This window comes from Flavobacteriales bacterium (genome assembly GCA_016124845.1).
GTDB lineage: Bacteria > Bacteroidota > Bacteroidia > UBA10329 > UBA10329 > UBA10329.
Genome location: WGMW01000008.1, coordinates 31,499 through 45,208 on the forward strand (window position 1 = coordinate 31,499; position 13,710 = coordinate 45,208).

10 protein-coding genes are annotated in these 13,710 nt (G+C 47.4%); 2 read left to right on the top strand and 8 right to left on the bottom strand.

Annotation, left to right across the window (positions count from 1 at the left end; translation table 11 throughout):
• Position 1: 1 nt before the first annotated feature.
• The 6 genes from GC178_03290 to GC178_03315 all read right to left on the bottom strand — a co-directional run bounded on the left by GC178_03290 (position 2) and on the right by GC178_03315 (position 7,895).
• A complete protein-coding gene (locus GC178_03290) occupies positions 2–1,042 on the bottom strand; it encodes a hypothetical protein (protein ID MBI1286581.1) in 1,041 nt (346 codons plus the stop codon).
• A gap of 61 nt (positions 1,043–1,103) precedes the next feature.
• Positions 1,104–2,120 carry a hypothetical protein gene (locus GC178_03295; protein MBI1286582.1) on the bottom strand — a complete coding sequence of 339 codons (1,017 nt, stop codon included), beginning with the start codon at positions 2,118–2,120 and terminating at the stop codon, positions 1,104–1,106.
• An 11-nt stretch (positions 2,121–2,131) separates the two neighbouring features.
• Positions 2,132–3,163, bottom strand: coding sequence for a hypothetical protein (locus tag GC178_03300; protein MBI1286583.1), 1,032 nt, complete (start codon positions 3,161–3,163; stop codon positions 2,132–2,134).
• A gap of 5 nt (positions 3,164–3,168) precedes the next feature.
• A complete protein-coding gene (locus GC178_03305; GenBank protein MBI1286584.1) occupies positions 3,169–4,395 on the bottom strand; it encodes a hypothetical protein in 1,227 nt (408 codons plus the stop codon).
• A 336-nt stretch (positions 4,396–4,731) separates the two neighbouring features.
• Positions 4,732–6,609 (bottom strand): hypothetical protein, encoded by a 1,878-nt coding sequence (locus GC178_03310; GenBank protein MBI1286585.1) that lies wholly within the window; start codon positions 6,607–6,609, stop codon positions 4,732–4,734.
• Positions 6,606–7,895: a twitch domain-containing radical SAM protein gene (locus tag GC178_03315; GenBank protein MBI1286586.1), complete on the bottom strand. Its 1,290-nt coding sequence runs from the start codon at positions 7,893–7,895 to the stop codon at positions 6,606–6,608. The genes GC178_03310 and GC178_03315 overlap by 4 nt, the downstream gene beginning before the upstream one ends.
• A gap of 673 nt (positions 7,896–8,568) precedes the next feature.
• On the opposite strand from GC178_03315, the gene GC178_03320 reads away from it, so the two are divergent.
• Positions 8,569–9,357 carry a hypothetical protein gene (locus GC178_03320; GenBank protein MBI1286587.1) on the top strand — a complete coding sequence of 263 codons (789 nt, stop codon included), beginning with the start codon at positions 8,569–8,571 and terminating at the stop codon, positions 9,355–9,357.
• A 6-nt stretch (positions 9,358–9,363) separates the two neighbouring features.
• Here GC178_03320 and GC178_03325 read toward each other — a convergent pair whose 3' ends face one another.
• Positions 9,364–10,347 (bottom strand): NAD-dependent epimerase/dehydratase family protein, encoded by a 984-nt coding sequence (locus tag GC178_03325; GenBank protein ID MBI1286588.1) that lies wholly within the window; start codon positions 10,345–10,347, stop codon positions 9,364–9,366.
• On the bottom strand, positions 10,344–12,617 hold the full coding sequence (locus GC178_03330) for a glycosyltransferase (protein ID MBI1286589.1): 2,274 nt from the start codon (positions 12,615–12,617) through the stop codon (positions 10,344–10,346). The genes GC178_03325 and GC178_03330 overlap by 4 nt, the downstream gene beginning before the upstream one ends.
• Positions 12,618–12,747: 130 nt before the next feature.
• On the opposite strand from GC178_03330, the gene GC178_03335 reads away from it, so the two are divergent.
• Entirely contained in the window at positions 12,748–13,710 is a 963-nt protein-coding gene (locus GC178_03335; GenBank protein MBI1286590.1) for a hypothetical protein, read from the top strand.

The following is a 13,710-nucleotide window of genomic DNA, read 5'->3' on the forward strand; positions in this document are numbered from 1 at the left end:
CTTAAACTCTTCCTTCAAAAACGTATTCGTCAAAATCTTCATTCGCCCAACCCCAATCAGGCTTGTTCAATCCCCAATTCTTACCATCGGCCACCATTTTCATCCCTGCCCGATGGACAATGGAATAGTCTAAACTTGGTTTGTCGGATATGAACCGGATGGTCTGAATGATGTCATCAGATTCCCAACCATTGTCATGATCGATATGATACACACATGCCCTGTATGGGAAAATGACCTGCTGCATACCCAATGCACAGGCAGACCACAGCCCCATACTGTCAACATGTATTGAATACATGTCGAGTTCGGCATACCCGTCTATTCTCAACCAATCCTCTCTGCTCATGAGCGTGTAATCGCCACAGGCCATGAAATCTATGGTAAAGTGAGCAAACTGACCTGGATGCGTTTTTTTCCAGACCCACATCAACATTTTATTCAGCAGCGTGGCAACCCACGCGTACTTGTAAATGATGTCAGGCCCTTTGATGGCCTCGTGTCCAGGCGAATTGCCCAGTCTTCTGATAATGTGCTGTGAAGCATAGTCCAGCTGCTCATCATGCGAAGTGAACTTTAGCACGTCCTTGGGAATGTCGCATCTGTTGGCCCTATAGAACTTTCCCTTTTCCAGATTCCTTGCCGCCAACATTTCAAAGTTCAGATCCGAAAAAAGGATGTCGATGTTGGTGCAGAGTACAAACTCGCCCTTTGCCCGTCTGATACCAACGTTCTTAGCGATCATCTGATAAAGCGGAAGCGAATCGGCAAACCGATACCGATTATGCAGTTGGGCCGGTACCACAATGATTCTCAGGTCTACCCGGGTATCTGCATCTGGCTTTGGCAATACTTCGTTCAAGAGAGGCTTATCATGTGGGGGGTTCCACTCCACAATGATCAGCTCGATCGGCAGATCAAATTTTTTGGACTGATGATAAACGCTTTGAATGAATGCGCATGTGCGTTTCAGCAGGTCACCACCATGATTGTCGTTACGCGTGGTGGCAACTATCGAAAGATAATAGGACCTGTTCTGCACTGTGGTTGAAATAAGCTCACAAATTTATACAAACAGACATGCCGAATCGCTTTGGGCAAACTCAAGTGAGAGTTTCGGGCAGGTCATGAGCTGCCAACCCCCAACTGTCGGTATTGTAGATGACAGGTCTCCCCGAACGGACCATTGCTTCAACATCATTCTTAAACTGCTGATAAACAAATCGTTGGTCGGAATCATCTTTTCCTATGGCATCGAATCTCCTAACGTGGTGTTTATGATAAATGGGTGGTACGAACACTTTTTCGCGCAGGCCTGAAAAAGCCGCCTGAATGACCATGAGTGAATCCACGTGAAGCGAAATGAGCGAATTCTCCTTATATCCCTTCAGCTGCGCCCAGTGGTCTCGGTGCATGAGCATCAGGTCGCCACTTGCGTTGCAATGCAACCTATACTCTATGTTGTGATAGTAAACTGGAATCGAGAAATAGTTGAGTACCGCTTCAAAATAAACCGTGTTGCCACGCCATTTGTTCTCGAACCATTTTCTTGCCCATTGCTTGAGGTACATGCTCATACTGAAGTTTTCGAAATCCTCATGGCTTCCTTTGAACCAGACGGTGCGCACATGATTCCGAAGCTGTTCATAAACGGTAGATGTGGTGGTCAGTTCCCCTTCAAAGGTGTGATCCGACCTGTTGGCTCGATAATAGGTGCCCTTTTTTAGTTTCTTCAATTTCGGGAACAATGCTTCGCTCATGACTATGTCCGGGTTCATGGCCATGATGAACCGACCTCTGGCTCTTCGTATGCCAACGTTCTTGGCAACGTATTCCAGAACAGGCACATCCTTCACCTTGCTTTCAGCTACCGTTTCCTTATGAATGAGACCTGGTACCGTAACGATGCGTACGTCAACCCATTGGTTTGAACGGGGCCATTCAATGAAATCTTCAATCGGAGACCCATCTACAGGATTGTAATTCACAAATATCAGTTCCGACCTTATTCGGGCTTCAGTGAGGTGATGGAAAGTCCAACGTACGAAGGTCTGTAACCGTAAGCGGAAATCGCCTCCATAATCGTCATTTCTACCTACTGCCACAATGCTCAGATCCATATCTTCGGAGTTTACCATTCAATTAACGGAAGATCTTCGTGTGCAAGCCCCCAATCGTCAGTATTCAAAAAGCGGTGGGTATCTTTTCCCTCCTTCACTTCATTCGATATGTCTTCGAACAGCCGATAGGTCTCTTCAAACATGCTGTCTTTTTTGATGTCATCCCAGGCGTACCTGCGCTCATGTTCCTGATGGAATACCGGGGCGTGCAGAACGACTTCGCTATACCGCTGATTGGCAAGTACGGTGAAGATCGCGTCCGTATGTGTACTGATGCGGGTATACTCAGGGTACCCCTTCATCCGATCCCAAAGTCCGTTCGGCATCAGCATAAAATCTCCCGAATTGAGACAATGGGCAAGATAGGCACCATTATCGCGTACCACGTTCAGTTTCAGTCTGTCGGCCAATCTGCTATGCTGGAACTTAAGCAGTTCCCATCTTAGGCGGAACGAATTCAATATTCTGAGAAGATGAACCTGAAAAGGTTTGGCAGGTCCGCGAAGACTGTACATGAACCCCTTCAGGGATATTGCAAATCCGTGCTGCCAGAAGTCAGAAATACGGTGGGTTTCGGTTTTGCGGAAATCAAGCCTATCGGCCCGGTAATAGGTATCGGGAGCGAGCTGTGAGTGGGCCAAAAATTCAAATATCCTCGGATGAATGAGAATATCGGCATTGGTGCAGAGAATGTTCTTACCCTTTGCTCTTCTGATGCCAGCATTCTTGGCAATGAATTCAAACATGGGTACCGTATTGCGCACCCTCGGGTCCACATACTTATTGTGGATTCCGGCCGGAACTTCCACCATCCTGTAAGTCACATACTCCCTGTTCAACGGCCAACGTACCGTTTCGGTCAGGTCGGGCCGCTCCGTCAGCGGATTCCAGTTCACCAACACGAATTCGGTGGCGATACGATAGTGTTCCAACCAGCGGGTGTTCCAATCTATACTGGTCTGCAATCGTTCAGCAAAGTCGCCACCATAGTTATCGTTTCGGACGGCAACAACAACTGAAAGCTCCGGACGCCCGTCTTCCATTTTGTTCAACGGTCTGATGTGTTTAAGGGTAAGTCCTGCAAGGGTCCAATATTGATCGCTATCACGGAATCGATCAGCCCCTGCAGATGATCGGCATACAAAAGATGGCCTGCATCATTGAAGTGGCCATCGCTTTCCTTATACACTTCTGCAGAAACTTGGGGTTGGTGGTAGGTTATGCCCTTAAACAGTCCATCCACGCTCTCTGCTCCGAAGACCTTACCTTTTTCCAATTTCGGAATGACGGAAATTATAAGAGGTACATGAACACTATCGCAAAACGAAATAATGGGAGCCAAAAGCTCATTCGTAATATCCTTTTCGGGAAAGTCTTTTCCGACAAAGAAACGGTGGTCAATCAAACCTTCATTTACCATGAACTCCCACAGATAGGTGGTTATCACCGTTTTCCGCATAAGCCTATTTATTCGTGTGGTGGCAGGGATCTGCATGTTGCGCATCACGTTCTCGTAAGCGGATTCCAACGAACTGAACTCTACACCGTTATGCATAGCGTAGATGTTTCCTGCATTGGACCAATACATCAATTGATGTTGCACACCAACCGGTCTCTTAAAATGCGCCACGTCATTCCCAATAAAGAAGTTCAGAACCACAAGGCTCGGTCTCAACTCTTCATAATAGGCCTTCAGTACCGATCCGTACTGCTGCACATCGGCACCACTTATGCCGGTATTTAGCACATTGTACCCACGTCCCAGCAATATGTTAGAAAAACTGCTGAACTTGCGGGATGCCGAATGTCCCCAAGTGAAGGAATCTCCCAACAGCAATATTCTTGGCCCTTTCAAAGTTGCCGTATCGAAGGGTATGCTGTAAAAACCGTCCTGATTGATGGGATGTTGAATGTATTGCCCGATCAATTGAGCGCGCATGTCATCATCGAGAATCACGTTTTGCCTCCAATTCTCTCTATATGTTTCGTACCAAGGATAGGTTGACCAGTGTTCGGTAAGCAACGCCAAGAGGTCTCCGGCATATCTCTTTTCCAACGAATCGGTACCCCAAAACGCACTGAAGTGCTTCTTCTGGGCCCCCAGCTCATTCACCATTAACGTATCCACCTTCAATATTCCGTTCTGATCTGTGATAAACCCTTTGAGAGCATAGACCGAATCTACCGGGTGGAACCACTGGTCATAGGTGAACTGGCCGGGTCTGTAACCGATGAGTCTCAGGCCGAACTCGGCCAATAGGAGTGTGAAGCACAAGGAAAAAAACGACAGTATCAAGTTCTGCTTCAATCGCCTGCCGATAAATGTCACTATGAGAAGTATCGATGAAATGACAAGGAATCCGAATCTCAGCCCCCGCATGAAGATATAGACCAACCAATGCCAATGCGGAAAACCTCGTTCGAGTTCGTGAGAACCGGCACCCGTTAACCAACAAAGGTCTGTTTGGAAGACCCTGATCTCTGAACACCAGAGCCGCAATGATACCGTTACTCCAGCAACAAGCATTAACTGAAGAACCGCAATTACCTGTACACGTGTCAGTTTTCCGGTCTTTGTCATTCAAGTCATCCGATATCTGGGCGAAAGTATTCAGTTACACTCCTGTTCGCTGGACCAAAATATCAATATTTCAGGAACGTCCTCACCCGACCTGTCCGGATGCAACGGTTCAGAGCGAATCTTGAATCGGTAGGCGCGCGCGCGATTTACTTCCGGAACGCTGGAGCAAAGCAACTTCCAATAGGTGACCACCTCGCTCTCCACCGAACCGCCCTTGTTGTGAGCGTTGATGATCGCATCCTCATAGGGCGTGTCGCTTTCTCTCCGATACCCAGCTCGACTGAGCGCATCGTCCACATTTACCCACACCCCTTCTTCATTCTTCATTTCAATGATCACGAACTTCAGCTCATCACCGTAAATGCGCGTGTAACCCGGAAAAGATGTGAACGGATAGCTGTAAATCGCAGCGAAACCGAAGATGGAATTGAAAAAGAACAAAATGGAAGTGACCATGATCATCAGTTTACTTTGTAATCCGAGCTTGAAACAAACAGTATGGCCTGAAGCGGCCCTCCATTTCGGGAACACTCGCCCCAGGTTGAAATAAAAGACATACATGCCAAGTACCGATGGGAACCAGATCCGCAAGGTCAGTCCGGTCAACGTATGGAAGATGACCCCTCCTGAGATCGCCACCCATCGGGTCTTATCGGTCAGTAGCAGGAATATGTAGGCCATCTCAAAAAGTATGACCGAGAGACCGCCAATTTTGACCATCCCCGGAAATCGCTCTACCGGAAGCATGGAACGCCAGCCATAGTGCTGATGCCACTCTACATAGATCTGATTGAGCATGGAGTTGCTCAACGCCCAATCAAATCCGGCAATCCAAAGTTTCTGAAACCCGGGAAAGAAATACACCACTCCCAAGGTGATCCAGATAAGACGTATCGGCAGCCCATAGGCCACCGAGACGGGTATCTCGATCTGCTTTCCGAACCATTTTCTCATCAGGGCATCTATTGACAGTACATCGGAGCATGGCGAGAACGTCAGTATCCACGGAATCCATATCCAAAGATGTTCATGGAACAGTTTGCCGTAGAAGTTGGGCGTGGCCATGACCACGAAGATCAAAATGGCGTTCAACAGCAACATCGGACGGGTAAGGAATCCCAAACAAATGAACAGGTTGACCACGGATGTGGTCTTACAGATCATTACATACTGCTCCCGTGTGAGATTGACAACTTTGATGTACCAATCCATATACGGCAAGCCCTGCGGCTTGATATCGAAATACGCGCTATGTTGATCGGGGTAAAACCAACAGATTACGGCCATGAACCCGAAGTACAGGAAGCGTAACATGGCCAGGTTGTAGGGCGTGTCCGCCACAAGGAAGAATCTTTTTAACAAACCCACGAAACTCTTCCATTTTACTGTTACGGAAAGGGCGATCAGGACAATTAGCGATAGGGCAAATGCCCGTGAAACCACAAGTTGATCCTGAAATGTAGTGTCTCCCGAAGAAATGACACCGGTCCTTACAGCAAAGTAGAGCAGCAGGAAAGCCGAAAGACTCAGAAGCACGGCCGCGGTCAAATACCTGAGGTTATGGTCCAAATTATCAGAAAGAGTCGGAAACAGTTTGGTCGGTTCGGTGGGTGAGAACAAGGACCTGATCTTGCATCTCCTGAAGAGCAGGTAAACCATTGCAAGCACCGCCAAGCAGCCGGCAATGAGTAGAGAGCGGACTCCCCAAAATGCCAGGTCATGGTAGTGAGGGAACCATTGTTGATATTGCTGTGGCGTACCTTGAAGCAACCAGCCAAGGTTCCAGTGCGAACCCATGAATGCATTGTTCCAAACCTCATGGCACAACCACATGACCGAACCAAGAGAAAGCAGAGCCACAATTACCGACCATTTACAAAGGTCGCGTGCCACCAGACGGTACATCATTCAAACAGTAGCGTTAGTTCAGGGAAAACTGCTTTTGCATCTTCATTGCGCAATCGGTCCAGTTCCTTCGTCTTATTTCTGAACTCAGGGATCAGGTGGCTCAGATCTTCAGAATTCATGTGATCGATGCTTTTCTCGAATTCATTTATAACAACGTAAAGTTTTACATGGGCATCAATCGAGAATCCCTTCAACCAGTCCAGATGCTTCCGATATTTTTCCACCACCTGCTCCTTGAGCTGCTTCGGTAGGATCTTGATGTCGTATATCTTGGGATGCAACAGCACATGAGGCAGAAAATCATCCACGTAGATCAATTTCTTCTCCACCCATTCCCGATGAAAATCCGGGAGATGAAACACGTTGAACACGTTCAGTGTCGATGTGATCATGAAATCGACATGCGGGCACTCTCTTAGCAGCCGCTCGCGGTTTTTCACGGCCTCCTCCCAAACCTGACCGCTGCGCTGTAATTCTCCCCTTTTGTTAGATCCGTCCAAACTCACATGCAAATTCACATCTTTGAACTTCTTCCAATCTTGGAACAGATCACGTCCTTTTAATCCGGTGGCTGAGAAGTTGGTACTGTAGCGCAACTTCACATCATTCTTGCCGTTCTGCAACAGCAGGTCAAGTATTCGGTAATGCTCTTCCATGAGTATGGGTTCACCTCCAGCAAAGTAAACCTCCTCCACCTCATTCACATATTGGCCCAGTTGACCCAGCACATCATCAAAGTCGTCCATGCTGTAATCCAGTCGGTGCGGAAATGAGGTCTCGCCCAATGCTTTGGCATCTTCGTACCACTTACTGCTGGCAAAATGACCACAGATGCGGCATTTGAAGTTGCATAGGTTGGATATGCGAATGTCCCAATAGATCGGTTTTGCATCTACTGCGTATCCGTTTGCCTTCGTACTGTTCACCCAGTCCAATTTGTGACTATAACAGAAATTGGCCGTCTTTCTGTGACTTCTGAGCCCATTTTGCTCATTCTGATAACACTGCCAGCATCGCTCATCCTTGCGGTCCTGTAACATCTTTGCTCTCAGCTTCCTCATTTCTTTGCCATTCCAGATCTCAGATAGCGGTACCTTGTTAATATTCCCCAACGCTTGGTCCTCATCCCAAGGGGTTACACAGCACGGAACAACTGTACCTCTTTGTGAAAGATAGAGATGGACCCAGGGCAGCATGCAGAAAGCCTTGCTACTGTCAACCGAATCTTTATCGAAAATCTTTCTGCCCTGGATGTGTTTCTGAAATACCTTCTTGAAATCTGCCATGTCGTAAATTTATCAATCCGGTGCAGTTCATTCGAATCACACCAAGCCCAGAGGCTTCAATTGGTAACACAATATAGCACAAAAAGCAAACACATTAAGCCTTTCTGTCGCTTCGGATCGGCTGTTGTCTCAACATCAAATAGTTACTATGCCGACATGATGATGTTTACAAGTGCCGGTGCGTTAGCGGCCTTAACGGGGCTTCTTTTGCTTGCATTCATGCTGGTCCGATTTTGTCGTCTTGGGGAATTCCCATTCCATTCTGGTCCGGCACATCATAGGATACCTCGTCTGTCAATCGGCCAAGAAACCTTGCAATTTGCGGATCAGGTAAGAAGGTTTGTTGCAACCAATGCAGATAGAGGGTTGCTGAACAATCCCATAACCGAAGGGTTGACTTAACCACTGTGGACTTCCAGTCCACAGTGGTTAAGTGTTTCACCGGCTTGAAAATTCGAATAGGCCAGATACTACAGCTGTCGGCAAGGACAGATTTATTTTTTTTCACTTTCCGCCCGAATCCATTGTCGGTTTACCTTCGCAACGGTATTTTAAAGATGCGGGAATGGATTGGAGAAGTTGGATGAGGTCGATGATGACAGGATCTCTGTTCGTTATTCTTTTCATGACCCGTTTTCCCGGTTTTGAAGCATTTGCGTTTCAAAGCCGGTCAATGCATACCCAGGAGCCTATATTGACCCAAGGTCAGGACTCGTTACAATTTGTAGAACAAGTAAGGAGGTTTGTGGCCGAATATGCGGATGACGGACTTCTTTACAATCCGATCCTTGAGGGTCTGGCAAAGCTTTCTATTGCTCAGTTGTATCCACAGCAGTTGTTGGATGAGTTTGATCATGACAATGCCGTCATATCTTGTGCGATGGCGTCAAAACTCATGGTAAGAATACTTCTTGACAACGGCATCGATGCCTATACCTACAGTTTCGGGTTTGCTTGTACGAACCTCACCCATACTGTGGTCCTGGTAAAGCTATCAGGCAAGCTGTACGTGTATGATCCTTTTCTCAACTATTCACTTTTGGATGAGCAGGGCGGTCACTTGGATATTCTCACCCTATTGGAATCGGCAAGCAGAGACGACCTTAGAATGATGGCCTCACAGGATACTGTTGTAGCTGATATGCTGGTGGATGAGGAACTGATGATGGCCATGGCAAATGCTGATTCGCTGAAGGAAGACCCCAGATGCCGAGTACAGTTCCATGATGAGGTGAGAATACGCGAACATCTGCTCAAATTCAGGGTTAACCGCTGCTACCAATGCATGGTCGAACGATGCGACAGTTTCATCGAACTGTTTGAGACCAAGCTGCGTACCGATACCGCGTTGAGGCAGTTCCATCAAGGATACCTGCTGAAAGTGGGCTGTATGGATGGAGCTGAAGATTGGCCGAAGATCGACCGATTGTTGAATGAGGCGATCGAAAGGCTGCAGAACTGAATCCCGTCAGTAAACCCGTGATTTTCTGTTCAACGCTTTCACATTCTTCTCTATCCATCTGTAGGTCAAGATTATTCCTTCCTCAAGGGATATTTTGGGATTCCATCCGAGCCGTTCTCGGATGAGTTCATTATCAGAACTACGGCCTCGCACACCAGTTGGGCCCGAGATGTTCTTGATGTTGACCGACCTGCCACTTACCTTGGCAATGAGGCGCGTGAAATCGTTGATTGATATCATTTCTTCCGACCCGATGTTCACAGGCCCCACAAAATCGCCTTGCATCATCAGCCTCACCGCATCCAAACAATCGTCTATGAACAGGAAGGAACGCGTCTGTTTGCCGTCTCCCCATATTTCTACCGTACCATTATCGCCTGCTTCGGCAACCTTTCGGCATATAGCGGCTGGAGCCTTTTCCTTTCCATTGTTCCAAGCTCCTTCCGGACCGTAGATGTTGTGAAATCTTGCAATTCGCACCGAAAGTCCATGGTTACGGGCAAACGTTAGATACAATCTCTCGCTGAAGAGTTTTTCCCAACCGTACTCGCTGTCCGGCTCGGCTGGGTAAACTGAGCTCTCCTCACATCTTGGGTTGTCCGGGTCAAGTTGATTGCGCTCCGGATACACACAGGCTGATGAGGAATAGAACACGCAGCCTACCCTTTTCTTTACACACTCGTTGGCAACATGAAGGTTGATAAGGGCCGAGTTGTGCATGACGTGTGCATCATTTTCGCCCGTAAAAATGTACCCTGCACCACCCATGTCTGCCGCAAGCTGATAAACCTCATCGGTCTCTTCGGGTATGCATTGTTCAACAAACGATGCATCTCTCAAATCTCCATGAAAGAACATATCCGCAACGGTCTTGGAATATTCGGGGAGTTTCAGGTCGGCTCCAAGTACGTGATAACCTTCACCTTTCAATCGTCTCACCAAATGACCTCCAATGAAGCCTCCTGCACCCAATACTACTGCTCTCTTCATCTCTTGATTTTGTGGAGGTCTATTAACCTCGATAATATTTCAATATGTTCTCTGACCAAATCGTTGGACCTAATGCTATCGGCCGCAGCATCGCCCAATTCACGCATCTTTTCCGGATGGTTGAAAAGAGCTGTCATCTCTTCGGCCATTCGAAGGTAATCAAACTCGTTGACCAGAATACCGGTTTGGCCATTCTGTATCATATCTTCAATTCCAGCATGCTTGGTAGAAACAATGGGCATGCCGCACGCCATGGCTTCCATAATGGCCACGGGGGTACCTTCCCGGTCGCCTGTTTCGGGAGCAGTTACCGAATGCTGTACGAAAAGGCTTGCAGACCTCATTTCCTGTGCAATTGATTCATGGTCCAAAGATCCCAGAAATTCAACTTGGGTCTCAATTCCGAGGGCTTTCACCAAGGATCTGCACGACTCCATGATGCCATTACCCTCGTCCAAACCCACCATGCGAAGTTCGGCATTGGGATGACGCTTCAGGACATCATTGAAAGCAAGGATAGTGAGATTGGGAGCCTTTGTAACGCAGAAGCGTCCTACGGTAAGGATCACCTTTCTGGAAAAGTCTCTCTCTACCGGACTGAACAGTTGCAGATCGACATAACATGGAAGATAGAATATCTTAGAGGAATGACACCCTAACCGCTGAAGCTGTCCGCAGATATCTCTGCTTACGCCAACCACCGCTGAAGCCTGCCTGAACATTTCCTGATATTCTGCCTCATTCTGAAGCAATTCCTTGGAATGCCAAGCATCGTAGCCATAAAATATGACGATCATAGGGATGCCGGTCAACCTTGATACGTTGGTCAATCTGGCACCCATTGTACCGAATTCCGCAACCATCAGGCACACTTCCTTGTCAACCAGGTTTCTGCACAACAAACGGTCTTCACCAATGCGGGCATCAAGTGCCAATGTTTCCCACCAATTGTAAATGAGCGACCTCAGATATCGGTTATCTGAAACCAAGTTTCCGTGTTGCAGTAAAAACATTGGAGATGGCCAGCCATAGAGCTGGATGACATGATAGGGCAATTGGCCGATGTGCCCCTGAACGAACGTCTCCGTGTATTTTTTCAGGTTCTGATTGAAAATGGCAATAGTTCCGCGTTTTTTACGCGCTTCAATCGCCTTGTCCTCAAGGTGCTTAGCGTAATGAACTCCCCAATTGCGTTCTTCACTCCAATTCAGAAACCACTTTCTGAAGTAGTAAACCAACCAGTTGGCAGATAGGGACAGAACATTGGAAGGGTGTGAGAGCGTGCGAAAAGACCACAGCTTCAACGGAACCCATATCGGGTGCTTGATGAGGTTGGAGAAAAGAAAAAGAAAGACCAGAAGGACAATTAAATATCGGGCATCATGAGCAGAGAGAAGCAATAACGAAAACACACCAAGATAATAGGACGTGAGCCTATCTGTTGGAATGCCATCGAACCACAGCTCGGTTCTTTTGATAGGGAGCAGCGGTATTCCGAGAATAACGACCCCACACGCCAAAGCAATCGAAAATAACCCAGAGAACTCCCAACAGGAGAGAAAGAATCCTACGGATGAGACAAATTCAACAGGGTAAATAATCCGCCCCACCATACCGCGAATCCTATATATCTCCATTCGTAAAGCAAGGTTCGGTGTACCACTGACACGGTCATTTTCACGGTCTTGGACATGGTGATTTACAATCTGACGGAGGCCACGCATGGTCATCCATACTGCGAGAAATACCAAGTGCGGCTGCAAATTCGACACAACTCTGTTCAGCACCATAAGATCGAACGTATGCCACGCCAAGACAGTTGGCACAGTAAACGCATAGAGAGAATCGGCAAGCATGGCTGCTCGAGGATGGTTCTTCAAACGGAAAGGAGGTAAAGGGTATAGGAATATCAGCATAAATTCCAATGCGATAAGCACTTTGCTAAAAGAATCCGACCGGAAGAACAGAAACCATGGGGCCATGGTAAAACCTATTACAACGAGAAAAATGGGCAACCTCGTCCACGGCAACAGGTCGGCAACTGCATTCGTTTTACCAGCTTTGCGGTCGGACGGAATATCTGCCCAATCGTTGAGGAAATATGTGGCTAGCCCAAAGCCGCAGAGCGTGACGACAGAACTGAAAAGCAATTGCACCGCAAAGTTGAACGGCAAATTTCTGGCCGACAGGTAAAACAATAGCAATGAAAGAATGGTTCCTGCCTTCGGCCTCCACCATTCTTTCAGACGCGCCATTTTAGCTGAAGACATGATACAGGAATTTAAACTTGGTGGGTTCAACTTCTGCTACAATGGTACGAAGCCTATTTGACATATCTTTGATGCAAACGCCAGATAAGCCTCTGTTAGGGTTTCGGTTAAGAATTTGAATACAAGAACTTTGAAAGAACCATTTCAATTTACAAAAGCAAGAGGTCTCGGCACCCTGTTGGTGCTAAGTGTGGCTGGTATGCTCCTTACCAGATGCGAGACCAGCAATAAGACGGACACTGTAACACCCCAAGAAAAGACCATCCTGTGCCAAAAATGTCCCAAGTTCAATAACGGGCAAGATACTTTGAAGTACGTAAAGGACGTAATGTACTATGTGGCGCGGACAGCGGATGCAGGTTTGCTGGACAACGAAAAGATCATGGCCACTTTGGATGTTCCCTTCGATAGGATCGATGCAGACCGGGTCGTTGAAATTTTCGAGCATGATAGTGGAATTGCGGATTGTGGGCAAGTGGCCAGTCTAATGGCAAAGATCTTGGTTGACAATGGAGTTGACGCTTATATATTCAGTTTCGGTTTTGACGACATGGCACTGAGCCGTTCATTGGTACTGGTAAAGGTGAACGGCCAACTACTCATGTTCGACCCTATACAGAACTATTGGGTAGAGGACGAAGCGGGTCATCCGTTGGGCCTTATCAACCTGATAACCCAAGTAGGAAAAGGCGAATTGAAGGTGCGCACATCCGCAGACACAGTGATTGCCGAAATGCTTATCGACCAACGCAAGTTGCCCAAACCGCCCCTTCAGAAAAACTACCGACTTGATTCGGAATGCTTCAAGTATTGGTCTAAGGTGGAGACCGTGAGAGATTCGGTTATTAAAAAGAAATTTACCCGGTGCTTCGCATGTGAAACCGACCGTCCGTGCATGAAAAAGAACTTTAGAGAACAGTTCGTTGACACCCTCGCGGTCAAAACGCTGCTAACCTCCTATCATCAGGGGTTTGTGGTCAATCCTCATGTCATATCTGGGGCAAAGGACGCCCAAAGAATAGATGACATGATACAAACGGCCATTTACAGCCAGCCTGGGCTTGGCAAACTTGTAAATGGCAGAATAAAATGA